Origin of the sequence: Streptomyces luomodiensis (assembly GCF_031679605.1) — a bacterium.
In the GTDB taxonomy this organism is placed as follows: Bacteria; Actinomycetota; Actinomycetes; order Streptomycetales; family Streptomycetaceae; genus Streptomyces; species Streptomyces luomodiensis.
This window is the reverse complement of the sequence record NZ_CP117522.1, coordinates 7476825-7503343: the sequence shown is the minus strand read 5'-3', so window position 1 is coordinate 7503343 and position 26519 is coordinate 7476825. Positions and strand designations below refer to the sequence as shown.

Sequence of the window (26519 nt, the reverse complement as noted above, 5' to 3'; positions counted from 1 at the left end):
GCGCGTGCGTGCGGGGGCCTTGAGCCGGGAGGCGCCGTTTCGGTACGCCTCCCGGCTCGAGGTCTAGTCCTCGTAGCCCAGTTGCAGATCGCGCTCCGTACGGCCGCCGCCCGCGACCTGGAGGACCGTCGCCACCGGCGGGTAGCCCGCCGCGATGACCGTGTACTCGCCCGCCGACAGGTCGATGAAGCGGAACGCGCCGTCCGGGCCCGTCGTCGCCGTGTCGACCACATTGCCGGCCGCGTCCAGCAGCGTGACCCGGGCGTCCTCCACCACCCGGCCGCCGGTGGCCCGGACGACCCCGCGCAGAACCGCGCCACCGGCCAGTTCGACGTCCTGCCGGGTCTCGCGCGCGGCCTGGACGGTGACGGGGAGGGCGGCGGGGCGGAACGCGGGGGCGCTGGCGGCGAGAGTGTACTCACCCGCCACCAACTCGTCCATCACATAACCGCCTTCGCGCCCGCTGCGGGTGGCCGCGACGACCTCGCCGCGCACATCGGTCAGGGTGACGGTCGCCTCCCTTACGGGCGTGCCGTCGGCCGTAAGGACGGCACCGGCGAGCCGCCCCGCGCCGCCGAGGACCACGTCCAGCTCGACCGGCCGGTCCCCGACGGTGACGCTGACCGCGCGCGGCTGGTGGCCGCCGGCCGCCGCGATCAGCACGTAGGACCCGGCGCCGGGCGTGCTCAGCGCGTACCGCCCGTCCTCCCCGGTGGCGCCGCGCCCGATCTGGCGGCCGCCGACGTCGATGAGGGTCAGGGCGGCCCGGGGGACCGAGGTGCCGTCGTGGTGCTGGACCGTGCCGCACACCGGGACGCCCGCGGCGGGCGGCGGCGCGGCGGACCCGGCGTGCCGGGGCCCGGCGCCGGTGCGCGCGGCCGGCACCACCGGCTCTCGCAGGTCATGCGGGTCTTGCTGGACGGCGTAGTCGGTGTGGGACACCAGAGGTTTCTCCTTCAGCAGGAAGGCGAGCAGGAAGCCCAGGACGAGCACCGGCACGAGATAGAGGAAGATCCGCGGCATGGCGTGGGCGTACGCCGCGATGTAGCCGTCGCGCAGGGCGCCCGGCAGCGCGTGCACCATCTGCGGGGTGACCGAGTCGGGATCGGGCAGACCGGAGCCGTCGCCGCCGTGCCCGTTCGCCGCCCCGGAGGGCAGGTCGACCCTCAGGCGGTCGGCGAGCCGGTTCGCGAAGAGCGTGCCGAACACGGCCGCGCCGACGCTGCCGCCGATCTGCCGGAAGTAGTTGTTGGCGCTGGTGGCCGAGCCGAGGTCGGCGACGGGCACGGAGTTCTGCACGGCGAGGATGAGCACCGGCAGGACGAGCCCGATGCCGAGCCCGAGGACGCCCATCCACAGGCTGTAGTCCTGGCGGGAGGTGTCCTCCTCGAGCCGGGAGAGCAGCCACATGCCGATGGCGGAGATCAGCCCGCCGAGGATCGGGAAGAGCTTGTAGCGGCCCGTGGTGCTGATGAGGTAGCCGGAGAGGACGGAGGCCAGCACCATGCCGCCCATCATGGGCACCATCAGCAGCCCCGACTCGGTGGCCGAGACGCCGTCGACCATCTGGAGGAAGGTCGGCAGATAGCTGGCGGCGCCGAAGAGGGCGACGCCGACGACGGCGCCGATCAGTCCGCTGACGCAGAAGACCGAGTCGCGGAACAGCCGCATGGGGATGATCGGTTCGGGGACGACGCACTCCACGACGACGAAGAGGACCGCCGCGACCGCCGCGCCCAGGGCGAGCCCGAGGATGACGCGGGAGCCCCATGCGTACTCCGTGCCGCCCCAACTCGTCAGCAGCACCGCGCAGGTGGAGAACACCGACAGGAACAGCGCGCCCAGAACGTCGAAGCGCGCCCGGCGGGCCGGCTCCGGCACCTTGAGGACGGCGGCCACGACGGCGAGGGTGACCAGCCCGAAGGGGACGTTGACGTAGAAGCACCAGCGCCAGGAGACATGGTCGGTGAAGAACCCGCCGAGCAGCGGCCCGGCCACCGAGGCGAGGCCGAACGCGGCGCCGATGAGCCCCATATAGCGGCCGCGTTCCCGGGGAGGAACGATGTCCGCCATGATCGCCTGGACCCCGATCATCAGACCGCCGGCGCCCACGCCCTGGACGGCGCGGAAGGCGATCAGCTCGTCCATCGTGCGTGACCAGCCCGCGAGCGCGGACCCGGCGACGAAGACGACGATCGCGAAGAGGAAGACGCTCTTACGGCCGATGAGATCGCCGAGCTTGCCGTAGAGCGGCAGCACGACGGTGACCGCGAGGAGGTAGGAGGTGACGGTCCAGGACATCTTGTCCAGGCCGTGGAGTTCACCGACCACCTCGGGGAGGGCGGTGGCGACGATGGTCTGTTCGAGTGCCGCGAGCAGCAGCGCGAGCATCAGCGCGACGAAGACCATCCACACCCGGGCCGGGCTGAGCGGGAGGGGGGCCGGGGCGGCGTCGCCCGCCTCCACCGCCACCGGCACCGGCGGCGGTGGAGGGCCCGCCCCGGCTTCCCCAGGCCTCTCGTCGGTGGCGTGGGCGGGAGGGCCCGCCGGTTCGCACGCCCCGGCCCGCTCGTGGCCCTCTCGCCGCTTCGGCACGGTGGCCCCGGTGGTGCCGCCCACGTCCTTCTCCCCTCGTCACGTCTGCGCCGCCCATTTCTCGCATCACGCGCAATCAGGGGCAAACAGCGACGAATCGTCGACGAGGGACGGCCGATGGCATTCCCCCCGGTGAGAGCGTGTACGGGGGTATGCCGGACAGCGGAGAAAACCACCCGAACCGGTGAATGCGACGTTCGGTCCGGAGACGGGGGCCGGGCTCGGGTTCGGGCTCCGGCTCGGACCCGAGGGGCTACTGGGCGGTCTCGGCGGCGAGCTTGGCCAGCAGCTCGTCGTAGATCCGGGCCAGCCCCTTGGGCGCGAAGGTCCGCTCGAAGAAGCCGCCGATGCCGCTCGCGCCGGTCCAGGTCGAGGTGACGACCACCCGCGACCTGCCTTCACCTGCCGGGGTGACCGTCCAGGTGGTGACCATGGAGGAGTTGCGGTCCTTCTCGACCAGCCGGCCGTCGGTCGGCTCGGAGACCTCCAGCAGGCAGTCGCGCACCCGCTTGCTGGTGGCCTGGAGCTTCCAGTGCACGACGGTGCCCTCGCCGTCGCCGCCCTCGCGCACCTCGTACTCGCTGAACTGCTGCGGAAGCAGCCGGGGGCGGGTCTCGCGATAGTCGGCGAGTGCGTCGAACACGTCCTCGGGCTTACCCGTGACGATCCGCTCCGTGGTGGCTTCGACCTGCCCCATCGCTTTTCCTCCCGCGTTCGACGTGACGTCCCTGCCCGTGACGTCCTGACAAGCGCAAGCCAACCACCTCCAGGTCACCGGCCCAAATCCAGGCTTGACGAAAACGAATCACACATGTGTTCTATTGTGGTACGAGCGAGACCCGGAGGTGCCTGCGATGCGCTGGGACAACCTGAGCAGAGACGACGGGGCGGCCACCCTGGCCCTCTTCGCCGCGGACGCGGTGACCACCCGCACCTTCGACACCCCGGAGTTCCGCGGGATCACCTTCCATGAGATCCGGGCGCGCTCGATCATCAACCGGGTGCCCGGCGCCTCCCGGATGCCGTTCGAATGGACGGTGAATCCGTACCGTGGCTGCACCCACGCCTGCGTCTACTGCTTCGCGCGCAAGACGCACAGCTATCTGGACCTGGACACCGGGCTCGGCTTCGACTCCCAGATCGTGGTGAAGACCAACGCGCCTCAGCTGCTCCGCCGCGAGCTGGCCTCCCGCCGCTGGTCCGGTGAGCACATCGCGATGGGCACGAACGTGGACTGCTACCAGCGCGCCGAGGGCCGGTACCAACTGATGCCCGGCATCCTTACGGCGCTCACGGAGCGCGCCAACCCCTTCTCGATCCTCACCAAGGGCACCTTGATCCTGCGCGATCTGGAGCTGCTGCGGCGGGCGTCACGCGTCACCGACATCGGCGTCTCGGTCTCGGTCGGCTTCACCGACGGCGAGCTGTGGCGCACGGTCGAACCGGGCACGCCCTCGCCCGAGCGGCGCCTGGACGTCGTGCGGACGCTGTCCGCCCACGGGATTCCGTGCGGGGTGCTGATGGCCCCGGTGATCCCCTTCCTCGGCGACTCCCCCGAGCAACTGCGCGCCACCGTAAGGGCGATCGCCGAGGCCGGGGCCAGCTCCGTGACCCCGCTGGTGCTCCATCTGCGTCCGGGCGCCCGCGAGTGGTTCACCACCTGGCTCACCCACCGCCATCCGCGCCTGCTGCGGCGGTACGACGCGCTCTACGAGGGCGGCTCCTACGCCCCGAAGTGGTACCAGCGGCGGATCACCGGGATGGTGCACGACTTCGCCGCCGAGTACGGCATCGGCCCGTACGCGGCGGGCGCGCACCGCAACGTCCAGGAGGAGCCGGAGACCCGGTCCGACTCGCCCCCGGCGCCGTCCCAGCTGTCACTGCTATAGGCCGTCACCGCTGTAGACCGTCACTGCTATAGGCCGTCACTGCTATAGGCCGTCACTGCTATGGGTCGTCCCGGTCACCGCGGCACGAACACGGCTCCCCTCACGGCACGCGGGCCTCACCCACGCTCTCCGCCTTACCGGCCTTACCGGCCGTGCCCGCCGGCTCCGGGGCGCCACCGCCCGTGACGGCGCCTTCGCCGGTGATGCGGGCCAGGGCGGCGGCGGCCGCCGCGCTGAGGCGTATGTGCCGGGCGGCAGCGGTCAGGGCCGGGATGGCGCGCTCGTCGCCGATCGCGCCCAGGCCCTCGACGCAGGCGCGGGCGATCGCCCAGTGGCGGTCGCGGGCCGCCAACTGCCGTTCCAGTGCGGCGACCAGGGCCGGTACGGACTCGGGGGCGCGCAGCTCCACCAGCAGCCGGATGGGGTGCAGGGAGTACGCGGTGCGCAGCGGGTTCGTGGCCAGGGCGGCGGCGGCCCTCGCGGTGCGCGGATCGCCGAGGCGGGCCAGCACCCGGGCGGCGGTCGCACAGCGGGCCGGCTCGCGGTAGTTGAGCAGCAGGACGAGGGTTTCGAAGGCCCGGCGGTCGCCCGCGCTGCCGAGCACGAAGGCCGCGGTCTCCCGCGCCCACAGCGGCTGCTCCGGCGCGACCAGGATGCGGGCCAGCTGTTCGCGCGCGGCGGGGGTGCCCTGGCGCACGAGCGCGAGCAGCGAGGCATGGGCCGCGGTTTCCTGCGGGGTCGTGAGCGAGGCCCGTACCCGCTCCGTCAGCGTCCGGAATTCATCGTCCATACGAGGTCTCCCCTCCCCGGTGAGCCGCGTCCCGGCACGGACTCACAATGGCTCTGGCATCTTGGTTACCCGCGAGTTAATATGGCCACACGAGCAGCACCCCTGCTCCGGCGGCCTGGTGACGCAGCCGCCCTGTGTGACGTCGGTTCGGCAGTTCCCACAAGCAGATACGGCATGGCCCCGGGACAGGGCCGGCCGCGTGTCTCCCACGGGCAGTCTCCTCCGTACGGCGCTGTCCGCCAGGGAGCGTGCAAGACCTTCCGTCGGGGATGTGCGTCAGCCGCGTCAGCCCCCCGCGCATGCGTGGCGTGAGCGGTGGCAGCGGCATGACCCGAGCTCCCCTCAGTCGTCACGTCATCCCCGTTCCGGGGAACACCCTCTGGAGTCCGCGATGGACCGTCGTCTCCCACACACCGGCGTCAGCACTACGTCCCCCTCTGATCTCTCCCCCTCCCGGGCCCCGCTCACTACTGTCGCCGTCGTCGGGCTCGGCACGATGGGCACCGGCATCGCCGAGATCCTGGCCCGAGCGGGCCGCGAGGTGATCGGCATCGACATCAGCGAGAGCGCCTGCCGCCGAGCCGTCACCGCGCTCGAGGCCGCCACCGCCCGCGCCGTGCGGCGCGAGCGGATCAGCGAGCGGGAACGGGCCGGAATCCTGGACCGATTCCGCGTCTCGACCGATCTGCGTGCCGCCGCCGACGCGCACCTGGTGATCGAGGTGGTGCCCGAGGACTACGACACCAAGCACGAGGTCTTCGCCGAGCTGGACACCGTGGTCAGCCCCGCCGCGGTCATCGCGACCGGCACCAACGCGCTGTCGGTGACCCGGCTGGCCGCCGAATCCGCCCATCCGGAACGGGTTTTGGGCCTGCACTTCTTCAATCCGGCGCCGGCCATGAAGCTCGTCGAGATCGTCTCCAGCGTGCTGACCGCCCCCGCGGCCGTCGAGGCGGTCACCGCGCTCGCCCGCGATCTGGGCAAGGAGCCGGTGGCGCTCGGCGACCGGCCCGGGTTCGTCGCCGACGGGCTGCTGTTCGGCTATCTCAACCAGGCCGCCGCGATGTACGAGGCCAAGTACGCGGCGCGGGAGGACATCGACGCCGCGATGAGACTCGGCTGCGGGCTGCCGATGGGCCCGCTGGCCCTGCTCGACCTGATCGGCATCGACACCGCCCGTACCGTCCTGGAGGCCATGTACGCCGCCTCCGGTGACCGGCTGCACGCGCCCGCGCCCGTCCTGGGGCAGCTCGCCGAGGCCGGTCTCACCGGCCGTAAGGCGGGCCGCGGCTTCTATACGTACGAGGCGCCGGGCAGCGGCACCGTGGTCCCGGACGCCGCGTCGGACCAGGTGCGGCACTCCACCGACGGGGCGCGCCCGGTGCGCGCGGTCGGCGTCGCGGGTTCGGGCACGATGGCCGCCGGGATCGCCGAGGTCTTCGCCAAGGCGGGCCTGGAGGTGGTGCTGGCGGGCCGGACCCTGGAGAAGGCCGGGGCGGCGAAGGCCCGCATCGCGAAGTCCCTGGGGCGGTCGGTGGCCAAGGGGCGGATGACCGAACAGGCCCGGCGGCAGGCGCTGGAGCGGATCACTACGGCGGATTCGCCGGACGCGTTCGGCTCGGTGGATCTGGCCGTGGAGGCGGTGGCCGAGGACCTGGTCGTCAAGCAGGAGCTGTTCCGGGCGCTGGACAAGGTCTGCAAACCGGGTGCGGTGCTGGCCACGACCACCTCATCGCTGCCGGTCATCGCCTGCGCGCGGGCGACGTCGCGCCCGCAGGACGTGGTGGGCCTGCACTTCTTCAACCCGGCGCCCGCGATGAAGCTCATCGAGGTGGTGCACACCGTGCTGACGGCGGACGAGGTGCGCGCGACGGCGCACGCGGTGTGCGCGGCGGTGGGCAAGCATCCGGTGGACTGCGGCGACCGGGCCGGTTTCATCGTGAACGCCCTGCTGTTCCCGTACCTCAACAACGCGGTGAAGATGGTCCAGGAGCACTACGCCACCCCGGACGACATCGACGCCGCGATGAAGCTGGGCGGCGGCTATCCGATGGGCCCCTTCGAACTGCTCGACGTCGTGGGGCTCGATGTGTCGCTGGCCATCGAGCAGGTGCTGCACCGGGAGTTCCGGGAACCGGGTCTGGCGCCGGCGCCGCTGCTGGAGCATCTGGTCGCGGCCGGGTGCCTGGGGCGCAAGACGGGGCGCGGCTTCCGCGAGTATGCCAAGGCCTGAATTCGGCTCCGGGTGGGGCGGACCGGCGCAGTCCGGTGCCCGGTGGGGCGGGCTGCTGGAGCCGTCCGTCGGTCTGCCCCCGCACCGGCACACACAAGCGTGTTACGTTCCCCACATGTCCCAGCCCGTGAAGGCCACGCGTACGGAGCGTACGAAGCGACCCCCCTCGTCCGGCGGCGGTGAGAGCGCGGGAAGCCGCCGCGCCGCGGCTCAGCGTCTGTCCATGCGGCGCAAACTCGCCGCCGCGGCCATGGAGTTGTTCGCGACGCAGGGGTACGAGGCGACGACCGTCGATGAGATCGCGGCCCGCGCGGGGGTGGCCCGGCGCACCTTCTTCCGGCACTTCCGCTCCAAGGAAGAGGCGATCTTCCCGGACCACGACGACACGCTGGTGCGGGCCGCGGCGGTGCTGGACGCGGCGCCTCCGCATGAGAACCCCCTGGACACCGTGTGCCGCGGGATCAAGGAGGTCATGCGGATGTACGCGTCCGCGCCGACCGTCTCCGTGGAGCGCTACCGGCTGACCCGTGAGGTACCGGCCCTGCGGGAGCGGGAGATCGCCTCGGTGGCCCGCTACGAGCGGCTGTTCACCCGCTATCTGCTGGGCCACTTCGACGAGGGCGCGCACCACGACGGCGACGACGATCCGCTGCTGGCCGAGGTGGCCGCCTCGGCCGTGGTCACGGCCCACAACCATGTGCTGCGGCGCTGGCTGCGGGCGGGGGGCCAGGGCGATGTGGAGGCGCAGCTGGACCACGCCTTCGCGATCGTCCGGGAGACCTTCGGCACCGGCATCGGCGGCCGCCCCGCTCCGGCCCGGCAGCGCCCCGCGGCGGCGGTGTCGGCGACGGAGGAGGACGAGGTGGTGGTGATGGTGGCGCGGACGGACGCGCCGCTGACCGAGGTCATGCGGACGATCAAGGAGGCTCTCAAGCGGTAGCTCCGCACCCCGCCGGCCACACACCGCCGGCCACACATGAGCAACGACGGCCGCCCCGGCTCGGGGCGGCCGTCGTTGCTCATGTGTGCAGCCGAGATGACAACTGAGGGAATTTGTTGGCACCCAGTGTCTTGCGACGTGGCACAGGGTGCCATACGGTGAGGGTGTCCGGGCGGCCGGCGCGCTGCCAACCGCCGTGCGCCGGCTGTCCCCGCAAGCCGCTTTGCGCGCCCGGACAACGCCTGCGTCACCAGGCGCCCGGCGCCACCCGCGCCGCCATCAGCACCACCTCCGCCGAACCGACGGCACCGCATCAGCATTCACCCGTCACGAGCCCAGCGTTCCCTCAGGCGTCCCCCGTGGACGCTTCGCCGGAGGCACCGATGAACGAGATACTTGACGCGATCCTGGCGTCGGACACAGCACCCGAGGACTTCGCGGCACTGCGCATCCCCGAGTCGTACCGCGCGGTGACCGTGCGCAAGGACGAGGCCGACATGTTCGCGGGCCTCACCACCCGGGAGAAGGACCCCCGCAAGTCACTGCACGTGGACGAGGTGCCGGTGCCCGAGCTGGGCCCCGGCGAGGCCCTCGTCGCCGTGATGGCCAGCTCGGTCAACTACAACTCCGTGTGGACCTCGATCTTCGAGCCGCTGCCGACCTTCGGCTTCCTGGAGCGGTACGGCAAGCTCTCCCCCCTGGCCAAGCGGCACGACCTGCCGTACCACATCATCGGCTCCGACCTCGCGGGCGTCGTGCTGCGCACCGGCCCCGGTGTGAACGCCTGGAAGCCGGGCGCCGAGGTCGTCGCGCACTGTCTGTCGGTCGAGCTGGAGAGCTCCGACGGCCACAACGACACCATGCTCGACCCCGAGCAGCGCATCTGGGGCTTCGAGACCAACTTCGGCGGGCTCGCCGAGATCGCCCTGGTCAAGGCCAACCAGCTGATGCCCAAGCCCGCCCATCTGAGCTGGGAGGAGGCGGCCGCCCCGGGCCTGGTCAACTCCACCGCCTACCGGCAGCTGGTCTCCCGTAACGGCGCCGGGATGAAGCAGGGCGACAACGTCCTGATCTGGGGCGCGAGCGGCGGACTCGGCTCCTACGCCACCCAGTTCGCGCTGGCCGGCGGGGCCAACCCGATCTGTGTGGTCTCCTCGCCGCGGAAGGCCGAGATCTGCCGGCGGATGGGCGCCGAGGCGATCATCGACCGCACCGCCGAGGACTACCGGTTCTGGAAGGACGACGGCACCCAGGACCCGCGCGAATGGAAGCGGTTCGGCAAGAAGATCCGCGAGCTGACCGGCGGCGAGGACGTGGACATCGTCTTCGAGCACCCGGGCCGCGAGACCTTCGGCGCATCCGTCTATGTCACCCGTAAGGGCGGCACGATCGTCACCTGCGCGTCGACCTCCGGGTACACCCATGAGTACGACAACCGCTATCTGTGGATGTCGCTGAAGCGGATCATCGGCTCCCACTTCGCCAACTACCGCGAGGCGTGGGAGGCCAACCGGCTGATCGCCAAGGGCAGGATCCACCCGACGCTCTCCAAGACCTACCGGCTGGAGGACACCGGCCAGGCCGCGTACGACGTGCACCGCAACCGCCACCAGGGCAAGGTCGGGGTGCTGTGCCTGGCCCCGGAGGAGGGCATGGGCGTGCGCGACCAGGCGATGCGCGACCGGCACATCGACGCCATCAACCTGTTCCGTGACGTGCCGGAGCGGACCGTCGAGCACGGCAAGGACGTCCGATGAGTGGCGCGCCCCGTCCCAAGGACCGGCCCTGGCTGATGCGGACCTACGCCGGGCACTCGAGCGCCGAGGCGTCCAACGAGCTGTACCGGCGCAACCTGGCCAAGGGCCAGACCGGGCTGTCGGTCGCCTTCGACCTGCCCACCCAGACCGGCTACGACCCCGACCACCTCCTGGCCCGGGGCGAGGTGGGCCGGGTCGGCGTCCCGGTCTCCCATCTGGGCGACATGCGGCGGCTGTTCCAGGAGATCCCCCTGGAGCGGATGAACACCTCCATGACCATCAACGCGACCGCGATGTGGCTGCTGGCGCTGTATCAGGTCGTGGCCGAGGAACACGGCGCCGATATCGCGAAGCTCCAGGGGACGACGCAGAACGACATCGTCAAGGAGTACCTCTCGCGCGGTACGCACGTCTTCCCGCCGGGTCCGAGCCTGCGGCTGACCACCGACATGATCGCGTACACGGTCCACCACATCCCCAAGTGGAACCCGATCAACATCTGTAGCTACCACCTCCAGGAGGCCGGGGCCACTCCGGTGCAGGAGATCGCCTACGCGATGGCCACGGCGATCTCCGTCCTGGACGCGGTGTTCGCCTCCGGCCAGGTTCCCGAGGACCGTAAGGGCGAGGTGGTGGCCCGGATCTCGTTCTTCGTGAACGCCGGCGTCCGGTTCATCGAGGAGATGTGCAAGATGCGCGCCTTCGGCCGCATCTGGGACCGCGTCACCCATGAGCGCTACGGGATCGAGAACCCCAAGCACCGCCGGTTCCGCTACGGCGTCCAGGTGAACTCGCTCGGCCTGACCGAGGCCCAGCCGGAGAACAACGTCCAGCGCATCGTCCTGGAGATGCTGGCCGTGACCCTCTCCAAGGACGCCCGCGCCCGCGCCGTCCAGCTCCCGGCCTGGAACGAGGCGCTGGGCCTGCCCCGCCCCTGGGACCAGCAGTGGTCGCTGCGCATCCAGCAGGTACTCGCCCACGAGAGCGACCTGCTGGAGTACGACGACATCTTCGAGGGCTCCCAGGTGGTCGAGGCCAAGGTCGCCGCGCTGGTCGAGGAGGCCGAGGCGGAGATCGAGCGGATCCAGGAGATGGGCGGGGCGATGGCCGCCGTCGAGTCCGGTTACCTCAAGGCGCGGCTGGTGGCCTCCCACGCCGAGCGCAGGGCGCGCATCGAGGCGGGCGAGGAGAAGATCGTCGGCGTCAACTGCTACGAGTCCACCGAGCCCAATCCGCTCACCGCCGATCTCGACACCGCGATCATGACGGTGGACCCGGAGAACGAGGCGCGGGTGGTCTCGGCCCTGCACACCTGGCGCGAGCGGCGCGCGGAGGGCCCCGCCCAGGAGGCCCTCGCCGCCCTCCGTAAGGCCGCCGCGGGGACCGAGAACCTGATGCCCGCGACGCTGCGCTGCGCCCGTGCGGGCGTGACCACCGGGGAGTGGGCCTGGGCGCTGCGCGATGTCTTCGGTGAGTTCCGCGCCCCCACCGGGGTCGGCGGCGCGCCCGTGGCCGTCACCGCGGAGGCGGGTTCCCTGCTGGCCACGGTCCGCGAGAAGGTCGACAAGACCGCCGCCGAGCTGGGCGGCGGCAGGCTGCGGCTGCTGGTCGGCAAGCCCGGTCTGGACGGGCACAGCAACGGCGCCGAGCAGATCGCGGTGCGCGCCAGGGACGCCGGCTTCGAGGTGGTCTACCAGGGCATCCGGCTCACCCCCGAGCAGATCGTCTCGGCCGCCGTGGCCGAGGACGTGCACTGTGTCGGTCTGTCCATCCTGTCCGGTTCGCACGCCGAGCTGGTGCCCGACGTCCTGGAGCGGCTGCGCGGCGCGGGCGCCCGGGACATCCCCGTCATCGTCGGCGGGATCATCCCGGCCACGGACGCCGCCGCCCTGCGTGCGGCGGGTGTGGCCGCCGTCTTCACCCCCAAGGACTTCGGTATCACGGAGATCATCGGCCGTATCGTCGATGCGATCCGTGCCGCGCACACGCTTCCCCCTCTGGAGGTTCCCGCATGACCGCCCCCGACCGCTCCTCCGCCGCCGCCCGGCTCCGCCCCCGCCGCTCCTGCCTGGCCGTCCCCGGTTCCAATCCGCGCTTCCTGGAGAAGGCCCAGGGGCTCCCGGCCGACCAGGTCTTCCTGGACCTGGAGGACGCCTGTGCGCCGCTGGCCAAGGAGGACGCCCGGCACTCCATCGTCAAGGCGCTGAACGAGGGCGACTGGACCGGTAAGACCCGGGTAGTGCGGGTCAACGACTGGACCACCCACTGGACGTACCGGGACGTCATCACGGTCGTCGAGGGCGCCGGCCCCAACCTGGACTGCATCATGCTGCCCAAGGTGCAGGACGCCCAGCAGGTGATCGCGCTCGACCTGCTGCTCACCCAGATCGAGAAGACGATGGGCTTCGAGGTCGGGCGGATCGGTATCGAGGCGCAGATCGAGAACGCCAAGGGCCTGGTCAACGTGGACGAGATCGCCGGCGCCTCGCCGCGTCTGGAGACCATCGTCTTCGGCCCGGCCGACTTCATGGCGTCCATCAACATGAAGTCCCTGGTCGTGGGCGAGCAGCCGCCGGGCTATCCGGCGGACGCGTACCACTACATCCTGATGCGGATCCTGATGGCGGCCCGCACCCATGACCTCCAGGCGATCGACGGCCCCTACCTCCAGATCCGCAACGTGGACGGCTTCCGCGAGGTGGCCGGGCGCGCCGCCGCGCTCGGCTACGACGGCAAGTGGGTGCTGCACCCGGGTCAGGTGGAGGCGGCCAACGAAGTCTTCTCGCCGTCGCAGGAGGACTACGACCACGCCGAGCTGATCCTGGACGCCTACGACCACTGCACCTCGGCAGCGGGCGGTATGAAGGGCTCGGCGATGCTCGGCGACGAGATGATCGACGAGGCCAGCCGCAAGATGGCCCTGGTCATCGCGGGCAAGGGCCGCGCGGCCGGGATGACCCGTACGTCCACTTTCCAGCCCCCGGAGGCGTGAGCCATGCAGTTCGGCCGTACCTATGAGGAGTTCACGGTGGGCGACGTCTACCGGCACTGGCCGGGGAAGACGGTCACCGAATACGACGACCACCTCTTCTGTCTGCTCACCATGAACCACCACCCGCTGCACATGGACAGCAACTACGCCGAGAAGACGACCGATTTCGGCAAGAACGTGGTAGTCGGCAACTACATCTACTCACTGCTGCTGGGCATGTCCGTGCCCGATGTCTCGGGAAAGGCGATCGCCAATCTGGAGATCGAGTCGCTTCGGCATGTCGCGCCCACCTTCCACGGCGACACGATCTACGGCGAGACGACGGTTCTGGACAAGACGCCGTCGAAGTCCAAATCGGACCGGGGCATCGTGCAGGTGGAGACCAAGGGCTACAAGCAGGACGGCACCCTGGTCTGTGTCTTCCGGCGCAAGGTGATGGTGCCGACCGCCACGTACATCAAGGAGCGGGGCGGAGAACAGCCGGGCCGCCCGGAGCTGGGAGGGCAGTGATATGAGCCGCCTCGCACAGACGGAGGGCCTGACCGACATCCAGCGGGAGATCCTCGCCACGGTCAGGGATTTTGTCGACAAGGAGATCCTGCCGGTCGCGACCGAGCTGGAACATCGCGACGAATATCCGACCGCGATCGTCGAGGGACTGAAGGAGCTCGGCGTCTTCGGGCTGATGATCCCGGAGGAATACGGCGGTCTGGGTGAGTCACTGCTCACGTACGCGCTGTGCGTGGAGGAGATCGCCCGCGGCTGGATGAGCGTGTCGGGCATCATCAACACGCACTTCATCGTGGCGTACATGCTCAAACAGCACGGCACCGCGGAGCAGAAGGAGTATTTCCTGCCCAAGATGGCACTGGGCGAGATCCGGGGCGCCTTCTCGATGTCGGAGCCGGGGCTGGGCTCGGATGTGTCGGCGATCACCAGCAAGGCGGTGCGGGACGGCGACGACTACGTCCTGAACGGCCAGAAGATGTGGCTGACCAACGGCGGCACCTCCACCCTGGTGGCGGTCCTGTGCCGGACCGGCGAGCCGCGGGAAGGGGTCGCCCCGCACAAGGCGATGACCACCTTCCTGGTCGAGAAGGAGCCCGGCTTCGGGGAGGTGCGGCCCGGTCTGACCATCCCCGGCAAGATCGAGAAGATGGGCTACAAGGGGGTCGACACCACCGAGCTCATCATGGACGGACTGCGCATTCCGGCCGATCGGGTGCTCGGCGGGACGCCGGACCGAGGTTTTTACCAAATGATGGACGGAGTGGAGGTCGGCCGGGTGAATGTGGCCGCGCGCGGCTGCGGTGTGGCGCGGCGCGCATTCGAGCTGGGCGTCGCATACGCACAGCAGCGGCACACCTTCGGCAAGCCGATCGCGCAGCACCAGGCCATCCAGTTCAAACTGGCCGAAATGGGAACAAAGGTCGAGGCCGCTCATGCGATGATGGTCAATGCGGCCCGGAAGAAGGACTCGGGCGCACGCAACGACCTCGAGGCGGGAATGGCGAAGTACCTGGCGTCGGAGTACTGCAAAGAGGTCGTGGAGGACGCGTTCCGCATCCACGGCGGGTACGGCTTCTCCAAGGAATACGAGATCGAGCGCCTCTACCGGGAGGCGCCGATGCTTCTCATCGGCGAAGGTACCGCCGAGATTCAGAAAATGATTATTGGACGGAGGCTCCTGGAGGAATACCGAACCCAAGACTGAACGTCCCTTTTGGGGTGGTATCCGAGAGAAGAAGCTCACACCGCGCCGAGGGTCTTCGGTCACTGACCAGCCACCGACAGGCCCTGGCGCTTGCCCAGTTACCGCTCGCAACCGATACCATCCCGGAAAGCCGCCGTCCCCAGTCTCACGTCGCGGCATCCTCCGCTACGAAGGTCATCCATGCCCCACAGCCATTCCTCTGCACAACGCGACAGCTTGGTCGGTCTACGCCTCGCGCGCGGAGCGTCGCCGTGGCTCCTCCCGACCGTCGCCACCGCGGCGGTCAGTCTTGCCCGGGCCCGCCGCTCCGGACGCTGGACGGCGGTCGCCGTGCCCGCCACCGCGCTCGCGGCGGGCATGCTGTGGTTCTTCCGCGACCCTGAGAGAGAGATCACCCAAGGCCGGGTGATCTCTCCGGCCGACGGTGTGGTGCAGAGCATCATGCCGTGGAAGGACGGACGTACCCGCGTCGCCATCTTCATGAGCCCGCTCAATGTGCACGTCAACCGCGCCCCGCTGGCCGGCACGGTGACCTCCGTGGAGCACATCCCCGGTGGCTTCGTACCCGCCTTCAACAAGGAGAGCGAGAACAACGAGCGGGTCGTCTGGCACTTCGACACCGAGCTCGGCGACATCGAGATGGTCCAGATCGCCGGTGCGGTCGCCCGGCGTATCGTGCCCTACGTGCCCCAGGGCACCAAGGTCGAACAGGGTGAGCGGATCGGTCTGATCCGTTTCGGCTCGCGCGTCGACATCTACCTCCCCGAGGGTGTGGATGTCGCGGTCGAGGTCGGCCAGGCCACCACCGCGGGGGTGACTCGCCTTGACCGTGATTGATCCCGATACCCAGGCCGCCTGGGTCCCCGAGGCCGAGGTGGACACCGTCGACGAGACGGACGACATGCCGCTGTCGACACGGCTGTCGATAGCCGACACGCTGACCCTGGGCAACGCCACCTGTGGCTTCCTCGCGGTCTACTTCACCACCACCGGTGTCCTCATCCCGCACCTCACGGGCAGCGAGGACGGCGGCATGACCCGGCACAGCGCGGCCTCGGCCGTGATGCTGATGCTGCTCGCCTCCGTCTTCGACCTCTTCGACGGGCTGGTCGCGCGGAAGCTGCGCAGCTCGGCGATGGGCGCGGAGCTGGACAACCTCTCCGACCTGATCAGCTTCGGGCTGGCCCCCGCGTACTTCGTCCTGGTCTGGGGCATGGTCTCGGACGACGCCTACCAGCGGGTCTCGGTGGTGGGCGCGATCGTGGTGCTGCTGGCGGTGGTGCTGCGCCTGGCCAGATTCTCCTGTGTCACCCTGCGTGACGGCGTCTTCCAGGGCATGCCGAGTCCCTTCGGCGCCCTCACGGTCGTCTCGGTGGTCCTGCTGGGCCTGCCGTTCGTGCCGACGCTGCTCGCGATCATCGGCGTCGCCTGGCTGATGGTGAGCCGGGTGGAGTACCCCAAGCCGCGCGGCCGGCTCGCGGTGGCCATGCTCAGCTGGATCGTGACCAGCATGGCGCTGCTGGCGGCCTGGGCCTTCGAGGCCCCCGGCGGTGAGCTGCTGCTCCAGTCGGCCTGCGCCCTCCAGGTCGTCATGGGCGCGGTGATCCCCCTGTTCGCCACGGCCCGCCGGGTCAACGCCTTCCGCGACAACCGCCGCGAGGCGAGGGCGGCCCAGCTGCCCTAGCGGCCCCGCGGCCTTCGGCCGCCCCCGCCGTACGGGGTGGGCCCGAGCACGACGCTCGGGCCCACCCCGTTGTCGTGTCCGGGACCGATGCGTCCCCGCGGTGTCCCCGGCCCCGGCCAAGCGCCGGTCCAGCCCGGCCTCTCAGCCCCGCCGAGGCCCGAGGCCACCCAGGCCCAGGGCCTGGGCCCCGGGGCGCAGCCGCAAAGCCCACGTCCCGGAGACGGACCGGGGCGCAGCCGCCCCGTGGGGTCCGGGGGACGTGTTCCCGGTCCGGGGAAGGGCGGGGTGGAGGACGGGCCCGGCGGCGGCCGTCCGGTGTCAGGTCAGGAAGTCCGCCGCCAGGCGTTGTGCCGTGCGTTCCAGGAGGGGGCCCGCCTCGGCGATGCAGCGGGACGGGTCCGGTTCCAGGTCGGTGAGGGCGTAGGCGCGGCGGATGCCCGCGCTGCCCAGGGCCGCCGGGGCGAGGGCCAGACGGCCGCAGACCGCGACCACCTCGATGCCCCGCGCGCGGGCCGCCGCCGCGACGCCCGCCGGGGCCTTGCCGTGGAGGGTCTGCTCGTCCAGCGAGCCCTCGCCCGTGATCACCAGGTCCGCGCCCGCCAGCGCGGTCGCGAAGCCGAGGACGTCGAGCATCACCTCGATACCGGGGCGGAAGGCCGCGCCCAGGCCGAGGAGCGCGCCGTAGCCGATGCCGCCCGCCGCGCCCGCGCCGGGCGCCAGGGCGTACTCGGCGGCCGGGGTCCCCACCGCGCGCTCCAGGACCCGGGCGTAGTGGGCGAGGGCGGCGTCCAGGGCCGCCACATCGTCCTCGCTCGCGCCCTTCTGCGGGCCGTAGACCGCCGCCGCGCCTTTCGGGCCGGTCAGCGGGTTGTCGACATCGCTGGCCAGGACGATCTCGGTATCGGCCAGGCGCGGGTCGAGGCCGGACAGATCGGCCGTGGCGAGGTCGCGCAGCGCGCCCCCGCCCGGTGCGACGGGCGTACCGTCCTCGCGCAGGAAGCGCGCGCCGAGCGCGCCGAGCATCCCCGCGCCGCCATCGGTCGTGGCGCTCCCGCCGACGCCGAAGACGATCGTGCGGGCGCCCGCGTCGAGCGCCGCGCGCAGCAGCTCCCCGCTGCCGTACGTGGTCGCGGTGAGCGGCGCGAACACCCCCTCCGGCAGATGGCGCAGCCCGGACGCCTCGGCCATCTCCACCACCGCCGTGGACCCGCGCAGCGCGTACGCCGCCGTCACCGGTCCGCCCAGCGGCCCGGTGACCCGCGCCGTGCGCCGTTCGAACCCGGCCGCGACCGCCGCGTCCACCGTGCCGTCGCCCCCGTCGGCGACGGGCAGCGCCTCGATCCGCAGCCCCTCGCCGCCGCGGGGCGCGCCACGGCGCAGCCCCGCCGTGACGCGCTCGGCGACCTCGACGGCCGTGAGCGAGCCCTTGAACTTGTCCGCGGCGATCAGTACGCGTTTCGGGGGCGTCGCCAGCCCCGCCGCCCACGTCCTGGGCCCGGCCGCGGCCTCTGCCGCCGCCTCTGCCGGGATCTCTGCCTTCGAAGCGTCCGTCACCTTGGTAACCCCTCGCATTCGCACAGGCGGTCGCGCCGCTGTGACCCTATCCGGCACGGGCTCACCGGTACACCCGTCCCAGAGGGGTACACGTGCCCCATGGCCCTCAGCGGGAGCGCACTGGCGGACCGTATCCACGGCGGCTGGCTCGGCCGGATCGCCGGGAACATGCTCGGCAAACCCATCGAACGCGGCGACGTCTGGACCCGCGACCGCATCGACCGCTATCTGCGCCGCGCCGGGGCCCTCCCGCTCACCGACTACCTCCCCGCCCTGGAGCCGCCGCCCGATCCGGTGGAGTTCGAGCTGCGCCCCGAGTGGCAGGAGTGCGTGCGCGGCCGGATCAACGGCAGCTGCCGCGACGACGACATCGACTACTCCGTCCTCGGCCTGCACCTGCTGGAGACCCACGGCTTCGGCTTCACCACCGAACAGGTCGGCGAGGTGTGGCTGCTGCGGCTGCCGTACCTCCAGACGTTCACCGCCGAGCGGGCCGCCTACCGCAACCTCACGGCCGGGGTGCGGCCACCGCTCAGCGCGACCCTCGACAACCCCTACCAGGAGTGGATCGGCGCCCTGATCCGCGCCGATGTCCACGGCTGGGTCAACCCCGGCGATCCGCACCGGGCCGCCGCGATGGCCCGGCGCGACGCGGTCCTCTCCCACAGCGGCAACGGGGTGTACGGGGCGATGTGGGCGGCCGCGCTGATCGCCGCCGCGTTCACGGCCGACGGTCCGCACGCCGCCGTCGACAGCGCCCTGGACCACGTCCCGCCGCGCTGCCGCCTGGCCCGTACGGTGCGCCGGGCGGTGTCCCTGCACGACGCGGGCGTGGCGTGGGCGTCCGCGCTCGGTCAGCTGGAGCGGGAGAACGCCGGGCTGCCCTGGATCCATGTGGTCCCCAACGCCGCCGTCCTCACGGCCGGGCTGCTCTACGGCGCGGGCGACTTCACCACGACGATCGCCCTGACCGTGCGCGGCGGCCTGGACACCGACTCCAACGGCGCGACGGCCGGGTCGGTCGCGGGCGTGCTGTGCGGTGCGGCCGCCATCCCGCCGCAGTGGGCCGAGCCGCTGGCGGACCGGGTGCGCAGCGCCGTCTTCGGCTTCGACGGCGCCCGCATCAGCGACCTGGCGGCCCGCACGCACCGGCTGGCGCTCTCGGCGGACCGCTAGGGCCGGTCGCCTGGGCCCGCCCGCCCGCGAAACGCGGTCGCCGCCGGCCGTGGGGGGTGCGTACGCTCGCCGCATGAGCAGTGAGACGACGCACCGGCCACTGGTGGCGATCCTGAGCGGGGCGGGCATCTCCACCGACTCCGGAATCCCCGACTACCGCGGCCCGCAGGGGCTGTGGCGGCGCGATCCCGAGGCCGAGAAGCTCGTGACGTACGAGTACTACATGACCGACCCGGAGATCCGGCGCCGCTCCTGGCGGATGCGGCGCGACAGCCAGGCGCTGCACGCCCGGCCCAACGGGGCGCACGAGGCCGTCGCCCGGCTGGAGCGCTCGGGGGTGCCGGTGCGGGTGATCACCCAGAACGTGGACGGGCTGCACCAGATCGCCGGGATGCCCGCCCGCAAGGTGCTCGAACTGCACGGCACCGCGCGGGCCGTGCAGTGCACCCACTGCCGGGCGCGGTCCCGGATGGCGGAGGCGCTGGAGCGGGTCGCGGCGGGGGAGGCGGATCCGGCGTGCCGGGAGTGCGGCGGAATCCTGAAGTCGGCCACGGTGATGTTCGGGGAGAACCTCGATCCGGAGGTGCTGACCGAGGCGGTCGCGGTGGCGCAGGCGTGCCAGATCTTCATCGCGGTCGGCACCAGCCTCCAGGTCCAGCCCGCGGCCTCGCTCGCCGGTCTGGCCGCCGAGCACGGTGCCCGGCTGATCATCGTCAACGCCGAGCCGACGCCGTACGACGAGCTCGCGGACGAGGTCGTCCGCGAGCCCATCAGCACGGCCCTGCCCGCCCTGCTGGACCGCATCGCCCAGGGCCGCTGACCGGCGCCCGAGGGGTCAGAAAAGACCGGGGAGCTGCCGCCGGGCCTCGAACTCCAGCAGTCGCCGCTTGCGGTCCAGGCCGCCGCCGTAGCCGGTGAGACCGCCGGTCGAGCCGACGACCCGGTGGCAGGGGACGATGATGCCGATCGGGTTCCTGCCGTTGGCCAGGCCCACGGCGCGGGAGGCGGCCGGCTGTCCGATCCGGTCGGCCAGCCGGCCGTACGACCAGGTCTCGCCGTACGGGATGCGCCGCAGCTCGTCCCAGACGCGGCGCTGGAAGGGCGTGCCGTCCAGACGCAACGGCAGGTCGAACGCGGTCAGCTCGCCCGCGAAGTAGGCCGCGAGCTGACGGACGGTCTCGGCGAAGGGGGCCTCCTCGGGGTCGCCGGGCGCGCCGAAGGTCTCCTCGGGCGGGCGGTGGCGCTGCTCGGCCATGTAGAGGCCGGACAGCTCCGGGCCGGTGGCCACGAGGGTGAGCGGGCCGTAGGGGCTGTCGACGACGGTGTGGGTGCGGTTCTGCACGGGTTTCCTCGGCGGGTCCGGACGGTGCGGTTGCCCTGGCGGGCGTTGGCGGGGTTCGGCGGGGTTCGGTGGGCTGTGGCGGGCTTCGGCGGGGTTGCGGGGTTCGGCGGTCGCTGGGTTCGGCGGGGTTCGGTGGGCTGTGGCGGGCTTCGGCGGGATTGCGGGCTTCGGCGGGGTTCGGCGGTTGCGGGCTTCGGCGGGGCCTGGCCGGGTTTCAGAAGCACGGGCCGGGTCGCGCACCCCGGCGGGTTACGCGGTACCGGGCAGGCGGTCGGCGGCTCACCCCGCGGGATTGTGCCGCAGTACGGGCCCGCCGGTGGCCGGTCAGGCGGCGGGCAGGCGGTTGATGGCGTGGCCGTCGTCCGTGGCCCACAGGTACTGGACGGCGTACGCGCGCCAGGGGCGCCAGCGCGCCGAGTGGCGGGTGAGGGCGCCGGGCGTGGCGGGCAGCCCCAGGCCGGCGGCGGCGCGCCGCACCCCGAGGTCGGTGGGGAGGAAGGCGTCCGGGTCGCCGAGGGCGCGCATCGCGATCACCTCGACGGTCCAGGGGCCGAGCCCCGGCAGCGCGCCGAGGCCGGCGCGGGCGTCGTCCCAGTCGCTGCCCACCCCGAGCGCGACCCGCCCCTCGGCGAGCGCGCCGATCAGCCCGGTGAGCGTGGCGCGGCGGGTGCGGGGCATGGCCAGCTTCTCCGGGTCCAGCCCGGCGAGGGCCTGAACGGACGGGAAGAGGTGGGTCAGCCCGCCCGCCGGGTCCGCCACCGGCTCGCCGTGCGCCGCCACCAGGCGGCCGGCGTGAGTACGGGCCGCCGCCGTGGACACCTGCTGTCCGAGCACGGCGCGCACCGCGAACTCGTCCGCGTCCACCGCGCGCGGCACCCGACGCCCCGGCGCCTTGTCCACCAGCGGGGCCAACTGGGGGTCCGTACGCAGCAGCTCGTCCACGGCGGCCGGGTCCGCGTCGAGGTCCAGCAGCCGCCGGCAGCGGCTGATCGCGCCGGCCAGGTCGCGGAGGTCGGCGAGGGAGAGCCGGCAGGCGATGTGGTCCGGCCGCGGGCTCAGGGTGACCACGCCCGGCCCGTACGGCAGGCGCAGCGTGCGCCGGTACGCGCCGTCGCGCCACTCCTCGACGCCGGGGACGGCGGTGGCGGCCAGATGGCCGAAGAGGTTGTCCGGGCACAGCGGCGCCCGGAACGGCAGCCGCAGCGTGAGCGCCCCCGGCACGCTGCTCGTCGGGCCGCGCCGGGCCCGCTGCCGCAGCTCGGTCGGGGTGAGCGCGAAGACCTCCCGTACGGTCTCGTTGAACGCGCGGACGCTGGCGAACCCGGCCGCGAACGCGATGTCCGCCATCGGGAGCGCGCTGGTCTCGATGAGCAGCCGCGCGGTCTGCGCCCGCTGCGCCCTGGCGAGCGCGAGCGGGCCCGCGCCCAGCTCGGCGAGCAGCTGCCGCTCGACCTGCCGGGTGCTGTAGCCCAGCCGGGCCGCCAGGCCCGGCACCCCGTCCCGGTCCACCACCCCGTCGGCGATCAGCCGCATCGCCCGTGCGACGAGATCGGCGCGCTCGTTCCACTGCGGCGAGCCGGGACTGGCGTCCGGACGGCACCGCTTGCAGGCCCGGAACCCGGCCTGCTGGGCGGCTGCGGCGCTGGGGAGGAACCGCATGTTCTCGGGCTTGGGCCCGACGACCGGACAGCTCGGCCGGCAGTAGATCCCGGTGGTCACGACGGCGATGAAGAACCACCCGTCGAAGCGGGCGTCCTTCGCCCGTGCGGCGCGGAGGCACCGGTCGGTGTCGGTGTGCATGGGTCCAGCATCCGCCGACGGGGCGGGCGGGCGCTCGCGGAAATCCGACATCGACGTGCCGCCTCATCGGGCCGGGCGGGGCCGCCCCCGCTCACCGCTCTCCCGCGCCACAAGGGATGTTGCCGCAAAAGGGGAGACCAGCCGCGGTGAGATCGGCATCATGGGGGCGTGACGGACTACGCCGAATTCGCGCTCCCCGATGGCACCCCCGTACGCCTGGAACTGACGCCCGTAAGCACCGCACCCGCACCCGCCGCCGCCCCGGCCAACGGCCAAGGGCAAGGCGAAGGCGACGGCGACGGCGACGGCGCGAAGCGGCAGGGGCCCGCCCTGCCCGGCGGGATCGGAGGTGTGACCCCAGTGGCCCGGGGACCGAGAGCCGCGGCGGCGCTGGCGGCCGACGGCCTACGGGCCGTACTGCGGCCGCTGGGGCCGCTGTTGCAGGAGGTGCACGACGCCGTGTCCGCCACCGCGAATCCGCCCGATGAGATGCAGGTGCAGTTCGGGGTGCAGATCGGCCAGGACCTCAAGCTCGGCATCGTCGGGGCCAACGGCCAGGCGAGCATGACGATCTCGGCCACCTGGCAGCGGTCGGGTCCCTCGGGCTCCCCCACGGCCTGACCGATGGAGTGGTTCCGCCCCGTCCCGTCCCCCGGACAGCGCCCGGCCACGGTCTCGGTCCTGAGCCAGTTCGACCGCGAGGCGGTCGGCTCCGGCGTGCTGCTGCCCCATGACCGCTTCCTGACCTGCGCGCACGTCGTCAACTGCGCGCTCGGCAGGGAGGACACGACCTGCGCCGAGCGTCCGGCGCAGGAGGTCCTGAAGGTGCTGGTGCACGGCCCGGACGGCCATGCGCACGCGTGCACGGCCCGGCTGGCCGTATGGATACCGCCGGGCGCGGCGAACGGCGTGGAGTGGGACGGCGACCTCGCCGTGCTCGACATCGTCGAGCCGCTCCCCCGCGATGTGCGGCCGCCGCACTGGCAGGCGATGGCCGAGGGGCAGTCCGTCCGGGCGTGGCACGGCAGCGGGCTGCACGCCACCGTCGCCACCGCGCGGGTGATCTCGTGCGACGGCCGGATCGGCTATGTGGACGGCGAGGGGCTGAGCGGTGTCGCCATCGACCACGGCTACAGCGGAGGGCCGCTGTGGTCGGGCGAGGCGGGCGCGGTGGTCGGCCTGGTGGCGGCCGCCCTCACACCCCCGCACCACCCCACCAACGGCACCCCGCTCGCGTACTCCCCGCAGCATGTCGCCCGGCGCAGCTGGGGCATCCCCTGGCAGCGGATCCGGGCCGAGCTGGCCCGCGCGGGCGCCGAGCACGTCCTCGGCCGGCCCGCGCCGGCGGCGGGCGAGAGGGCCGTCGACCCCGCCCACCGGGCGCTGGCCGCCGTCCTCGGCCGGGCGCTCGCGGACCCCCAGCGGCGGGCCGACTGCGCGCGCACCGTCGCCTGGCGGTGCGGCCACCACCACCGGACGGACGGCTCCGCCCCCTCGGTCGACGAGTTCGCGCGGCTGCTCACCACCGACGCCCGCGCGCTGCCCGCCCTCGCCGAGGTGCTGCACCCCGCCGCGCCGCACGCGGTGGCCGAACTCCTCGCCGCCGGGCGGATGTCCGGCGTGCCCCGGCTGCTCTCCCCCGGTGAGCTGGGCGAGTTGCTGGGGCTGCTGGGCGAGGTGCCCCTCGGGACGGCGGCCCGCTTCCCCTCCGTCGTACGGGCCGCGCTGCCGCTCGCCGAACTGCCCGGGGCGCTGCTGGCCGGGGCCGACTGGGACAGCCCGGACCGGGCCGTGCGCACGGCGCGGCTGACGGCGCTGGTCGAGTACCTGGAGGGGCTGCGCGGGGACAGCCGCCCGGTCCCGGAGGGCACATCGGTCGTCCCCGGGCTGCTGCGCGTGGTCGCCTATGTGGCGGCCCTGTGCCCGCCCGCCCCGCGCGACGGACTGCACCGCTGGAGCACGGCGGTCGCCGCCCGCCTCGGCATCCACCAGGCGGCCCTGGAGGAGCGCCGGGCGGACGCCCATGAGTGGGCGGAGCGGCAGCGGACGCCCATGGCGGCGCCCCGGGTGCTGGTACGGCTCACCACCCACCCCGACGGCGACGGCACCCGCCGCTACCGGCTGTGGCTGTGGTGCGACGAGGGCGCCGGGCCGCGGCGCGTCTCGGACGGCGGCGACCGGCTCCGCACCGCCGCGCAGGCGGCCGAGGACATCCTCACCGTGATCGAACCGCTGCACCGGGCGCTCCCGGCGGGCACCCGTCCGGTCATCGAACTCATCGTGGACCGCGAGGGGTTGGAGCTCCCGGTCGACCAGTGGGAGTGGCCGGGCCCGGCCGGTCTGGTCCCCGGAGTGCTGGGCGCGGAGTATCCGCTGGTGGTCACCTGTCCGGAACTGGTGCAGCGGTCCGGTGAGCGCTTCAAGGCGGCGCTGCGCCACCGCTGGGCGCGGCTGGACGACGGGGGCGCGGTGCACATCGACCGTTCGACGGGCGGGAAGAACGGGGTGTACGCGCTGCTCATGGATCAGCTGGACGCCCCGCTGGCCACCGTGGACGGCGTCCCGGCGGATGTCCGTGTCGAGATCGTGCAGGTGTGTCTGGCGATGGGGATGCCGGTCGTGCTCTGGGACCGGGACAAGGGCGGGGAGGCCGGCTCCCACGCCGTACGGACGGTCGCGGGCACCCCGCCGCGCCGGCTGCCCGAGACGGTGCGCGCCTACCGCGCCAAGACCCTCGGCTGCCCGCAATCCTTCCCGGGGCGGCCGGTACTGGCCTGGGCCGACGTCGACCGTGACATGCCGCGGCTGGAATTGGCCGATCCTACGGAGACGTGATGAACACCAAGGACAGCGCTATGGAGGTCTCATGACGGCACGGAGCGGCGACGGCGGCCGGGACGACGACCGGCCCCGGTCCCTTCCCCCCGCGTCGCGGGACGCGGCCTCGGGCAGGGACGGCGCCGGCCCTGTGCCGGAGGGGGACGAGCCCGTTCCCGACAGCGGGTTCACCATCGACTACAGCGGTCCCGCCTGGTACCAGCAGAACCCCCGGCCGGGTCCGCCCCCGGCCCCGCCCGCCCCGGACGGCCCGGCCCCGGACGCGCCGGCGAGCTGGCGGCTCTTCCGCGGGGACGGCGTGGCACGCCCGGCGCCGCTGCCGCCGGCCCCGCCCTGGCGGCGGTTCGGCGGCGCCGGGCGTCCCGGGGCCGCCGGGCACGCCCCTCCGCCGTATCTGATCTCCCCCCGCCACGCCGACGTCGTGAACGCGGCGCTCCATCTGCGCCGCCCCCTGCTGGTCACCGGCCAGCCCGGCACGGGCAAGTCGTCGCTGGCCCATGCGGTGGCGCATGAGCTGGGCCTGGGCGAAGTGCTGCGCTGGCCGGTCAACAGCCGCTCCACCGTGCAGGACGCGCTCTACCGCTACGACGCCGTCGGCCGGCTGCGCGAGACGACCATGAGCCGGGATCACGGCCGCCCCGAGCCGGACATCGGCTCCTTCATGCGGCTCGGCCCGCTCGGCACCGCCCTGGTACCCGGACCACGGCCCCGCGTCCTGCTCATCGACGAGCTCGACAAGGGCGATGTGGACCTGCCGAACGATCTGCTGACGGTCTTCGAGGAGGGCGAGTTCGAGATCCCCGAGCTGTCGCGGCTCTCCGACGAACAGCCCGAGGTGCTCGTGCCGACGCTGCGGATCGACGAGAAGACGGTCGTGGTGCGCGGCCGGGTGCGCTGTGCGGAGTTCCCGGTCGTCGTCATCACCAGCAACGGCGAACGCGACTTCCCGCCCGCCTTCCTGCGCCGCTGCGTACGGCTGGAGCTGCCGCCGCCGGACGAGCACCGGCTGCGCGCGATCGTCGCCGCGCACCTGGGCGAGGACGCGCTGCACGAGGTGGACGACCTGCTCCAGGCGTTCCTGCGCCGCCGCGCGCCGGGCGAGCTGGCCACCGACCAGCTGCTGAACGCGGTCTTCCTGCGGGCGGGCGGCGTGGACCTGGACGCGGACGGGCTGCTGGACGCCGTGCTGCACCGGCTGAGCGGGGCGGTGTAGCC

At 72.6% G+C, this 26519-nt stretch carries 21 protein-coding genes; 15 read left to right on the top strand and 6 right to left on the bottom strand.

What is annotated here, in order from left to right:
* Window positions 1-63 precede the first annotated feature (63 nt).
* Both PS467_RS31690 and PS467_RS31685 read right to left on the bottom strand, forming a co-directional pair.
* Entirely contained in the window at window positions 64-2619 is a 2556-nt protein-coding gene (locus PS467_RS31690; RefSeq protein ID WP_432280658.1) for an MFS transporter, read from the bottom strand.
* A gap of 229 nt (window positions 2620-2848) precedes the next feature.
* A complete protein-coding gene (locus PS467_RS31685) occupies window positions 2849-3292 on the bottom strand; it encodes an SRPBCC family protein (RefSeq protein ID WP_311038075.1) in 444 nt (147 codons plus the stop codon).
* Between the two features lie 157 nt (window positions 3293-3449).
* On the opposite strand from PS467_RS31685, the gene PS467_RS31680 reads away from it, so the two are divergent.
* A complete protein-coding gene (locus PS467_RS31680; protein ID WP_311038074.1) occupies window positions 3450-4484 on the top strand; it encodes an Rv2578c family radical SAM protein in 1035 nt (344 codons plus the stop codon).
* A 100-nt stretch (window positions 4485-4584) separates the two neighbouring features.
* Here PS467_RS31680 and PS467_RS31675 read toward each other — a convergent pair whose 3' ends face one another.
* Window positions 4585-5274 (bottom strand): HEAT repeat domain-containing protein, encoded by a 690-nt coding sequence (locus PS467_RS31675; protein WP_268975101.1) that lies wholly within the window; start codon window positions 5272-5274, stop codon window positions 4585-4587.
* Between the two features lie 391 nt (window positions 5275-5665).
* Here PS467_RS31675 and PS467_RS31670 point away from each other — a divergent pair, with 391 nt between their 5' ends.
* From PS467_RS31670 to pssA, 9 genes are all read left to right on the top strand, one after another.
* Window positions 5666-7507, top strand: coding sequence for a 3-hydroxyacyl-CoA dehydrogenase family protein (locus PS467_RS31670; RefSeq protein ID WP_311038073.1), 1842 nt, complete (start codon window positions 5666-5668; stop codon window positions 7505-7507).
* A 115-nt stretch (window positions 7508-7622) separates the two neighbouring features.
* Window positions 7623-8447 carry a TetR family transcriptional regulator gene (locus tag PS467_RS31665; RefSeq protein ID WP_268975099.1) on the top strand — a complete coding sequence of 275 codons (825 nt, stop codon included), beginning with the start codon at window positions 7623-7625 and terminating at the stop codon, window positions 8445-8447.
* A 383-nt stretch (window positions 8448-8830) separates the two neighbouring features.
* Entirely contained in the window at window positions 8831-10204 is a 1374-nt protein-coding gene (ccrA, locus tag PS467_RS31660) for a crotonyl-CoA carboxylase/reductase (RefSeq protein WP_311038072.1), read from the top strand.
* Entirely contained in the window at window positions 10201-12219 is a 2019-nt protein-coding gene (locus PS467_RS31655) for a protein meaA (RefSeq protein ID WP_311038071.1), read from the top strand. The genes ccrA and PS467_RS31655 overlap by 4 nt, the downstream gene beginning before the upstream one ends.
* Window positions 12216-13196: an HpcH/HpaI aldolase/citrate lyase family protein gene (locus PS467_RS31650; RefSeq protein WP_268975096.1), complete on the top strand. Its 981-nt coding sequence runs from the start codon at window positions 12216-12218 to the stop codon at window positions 13194-13196. The genes PS467_RS31655 and PS467_RS31650 overlap by 4 nt, the downstream gene beginning before the upstream one ends.
* A 3-nt stretch (window positions 13197-13199) precedes the next feature.
* Window positions 13200-13706, top strand: coding sequence for a MaoC family dehydratase (locus PS467_RS31645; RefSeq protein WP_311038070.1), 507 nt, complete (start codon window positions 13200-13202; stop codon window positions 13704-13706).
* 1 nt (window position 13707) lies between these two features.
* Complete coding sequence (locus PS467_RS31640; protein WP_268975094.1) at window positions 13708-14910, top strand: acyl-CoA dehydrogenase family protein; 1203 nt, start codon at window positions 13708-13710, stop codon at window positions 14908-14910.
* 180 nt (window positions 14911-15090) lie between these two features.
* Window positions 15091-15747 (top strand): phosphatidylserine decarboxylase, encoded by a 657-nt coding sequence (locus PS467_RS31635; protein ID WP_268975093.1) that lies wholly within the window; start codon window positions 15091-15093, stop codon window positions 15745-15747.
* Entirely contained in the window at window positions 15734-16594 is an 861-nt protein-coding gene (gene pssA, locus PS467_RS31630; protein ID WP_311038069.1) for a CDP-diacylglycerol--serine O-phosphatidyltransferase, read from the top strand. Before PS467_RS31635 ends, pssA begins: the two co-directional genes overlap by 14 nt.
* Before the next feature lie 318 nt (window positions 16595-16912).
* On the opposite strand, the gene PS467_RS31625 is transcribed toward pssA, so the two are convergent.
* Window positions 16913-18067: a glycerate kinase gene (locus tag PS467_RS31625; RefSeq protein ID WP_311040015.1), complete on the bottom strand. Its 1155-nt coding sequence runs from the start codon at window positions 18065-18067 to the stop codon at window positions 16913-16915.
* A 180-nt stretch (window positions 18068-18247) separates the two neighbouring features.
* Here PS467_RS31625 and PS467_RS31620 point away from each other — a divergent pair, with 180 nt between their 5' ends.
* Both PS467_RS31620 and PS467_RS31615 read left to right on the top strand, forming a co-directional pair.
* A complete protein-coding gene (locus tag PS467_RS31620; RefSeq protein ID WP_311038068.1) occupies window positions 18248-19324 on the top strand; it encodes an ADP-ribosylglycohydrolase family protein in 1077 nt (358 codons plus the stop codon).
* Between the two features lie 73 nt (window positions 19325-19397).
* Window positions 19398-20144, top strand: coding sequence for an SIR2 family NAD-dependent protein deacylase (locus PS467_RS31615; RefSeq protein WP_311038067.1), 747 nt, complete (start codon window positions 19398-19400; stop codon window positions 20142-20144).
* A gap of 15 nt (window positions 20145-20159) precedes the next feature.
* Here PS467_RS31615 and PS467_RS31610 read toward each other — a convergent pair whose 3' ends face one another.
* A complete protein-coding gene (locus PS467_RS31610; protein ID WP_311038066.1) occupies window positions 20160-20666 on the bottom strand; it encodes a methylated-DNA--[protein]-cysteine S-methyltransferase in 507 nt (168 codons plus the stop codon).
* 324 nt (window positions 20667-20990) lie between these two features.
* Entirely contained in the window at window positions 20991-22466 is a 1476-nt protein-coding gene (locus PS467_RS31605) for an AlkA N-terminal domain-containing protein (protein ID WP_311038065.1), read from the bottom strand.
* Window positions 22467-22634: 168 nt separating this feature from the next.
* On the opposite strand from PS467_RS31605, the gene PS467_RS31600 reads away from it, so the two are divergent.
* From PS467_RS31600 to PS467_RS31590, 3 genes are read left to right on the top strand one after another with little or no spacing between them, the layout of a single operon-like run.
* On the top strand, window positions 22635-23087 hold the full coding sequence (locus PS467_RS31600) for a CU044_2847 family protein (protein ID WP_311038064.1): 453 nt from the start codon (window positions 22635-22637) through the stop codon (window positions 23085-23087).
* Between the two features lie 3 nt (window positions 23088-23090).
* Window positions 23091-25301: a VMAP-C domain-containing protein gene (locus PS467_RS31595; protein ID WP_311038063.1), complete on the top strand. Its 2211-nt coding sequence runs from the start codon at window positions 23091-23093 to the stop codon at window positions 25299-25301.
* A 31-nt stretch (window positions 25302-25332) separates the two neighbouring features.
* Window positions 25333-26517, top strand: a complete 1185-nt coding sequence (locus tag PS467_RS31590; RefSeq protein ID WP_311038062.1) for an AAA family ATPase — start codon at window positions 25333-25335, stop codon at window positions 26515-26517.
* The last annotated feature ends 2 nt before the right edge of the window (window positions 26518-26519 follow it).

Excerpts from the sequence above, each read along its gene's own strand:
- PS467_RS31685 (WP_311038075.1), bottom strand. The coding sequence starts at position 3,292 with ATGGGGCAGGTCGAAGCCACCACGGAGCGGATCGTCACGGGTAAGCCC.
- PS467_RS31680 (WP_311038074.1), top strand. The coding sequence starts at position 3,450 with ATGCGCTGGGACAACCTGAGCAGAGACGACGGGGCGGCCACCCTGGCC.
- PS467_RS31675 (WP_268975101.1), bottom strand. The coding sequence starts at position 5,274 with ATGGACGATGAATTCCGGACGCTGACGGAGCGGGTACGGGCCTCGCTC.
- PS467_RS31670 (WP_311038073.1), top strand. The coding sequence starts at position 5,666 with ATGGACCGTCGTCTCCCACACACCGGCGTCAGCACTACGTCCCCCTCT.
- PS467_RS31665 (WP_268975099.1), top strand. The coding sequence starts at position 7,623 with ATGTCCCAGCCCGTGAAGGCCACGCGTACGGAGCGTACGAAGCGACCC.
- ccrA (WP_311038072.1), top strand. The coding sequence starts at position 8,831 with ATGAACGAGATACTTGACGCGATCCTGGCGTCGGACACAGCACCCGAG.
- PS467_RS31655 (WP_311038071.1), top strand. The coding sequence starts at position 10,201 with ATGAGTGGCGCGCCCCGTCCCAAGGACCGGCCCTGGCTGATGCGGACC.
- PS467_RS31650 (WP_268975096.1), top strand. The coding sequence starts at position 12,216 with ATGACCGCCCCCGACCGCTCCTCCGCCGCCGCCCGGCTCCGCCCCCGC.
- PS467_RS31645 (WP_311038070.1), top strand. The coding sequence starts at position 13,200 with ATGCAGTTCGGCCGTACCTATGAGGAGTTCACGGTGGGCGACGTCTAC.
- PS467_RS31640 (WP_268975094.1), top strand. The coding sequence starts at position 13,708 with ATGAGCCGCCTCGCACAGACGGAGGGCCTGACCGACATCCAGCGGGAG.
- PS467_RS31635 (WP_268975093.1), top strand. The coding sequence starts at position 15,091 with ATGCCCCACAGCCATTCCTCTGCACAACGCGACAGCTTGGTCGGTCTA.
- PS467_RS31620 (WP_311038068.1), top strand. The coding sequence starts at position 18,248 with ATGGCCCTCAGCGGGAGCGCACTGGCGGACCGTATCCACGGCGGCTGG.
- PS467_RS31615 (WP_311038067.1), top strand. The coding sequence starts at position 19,398 with ATGAGCAGTGAGACGACGCACCGGCCACTGGTGGCGATCCTGAGCGGG.
- PS467_RS31605 (WP_311038065.1), bottom strand. The coding sequence starts at position 22,466 with ATGCACACCGACACCGACCGGTGCCTCCGCGCCGCACGGGCGAAGGAC.
- PS467_RS31595 (WP_311038063.1), top strand. The coding sequence starts at position 23,091 with ATGGAGTGGTTCCGCCCCGTCCCGTCCCCCGGACAGCGCCCGGCCACG.
- PS467_RS31590 (WP_311038062.1), top strand. The coding sequence starts at position 25,333 with ATGACGGCACGGAGCGGCGACGGCGGCCGGGACGACGACCGGCCCCGG.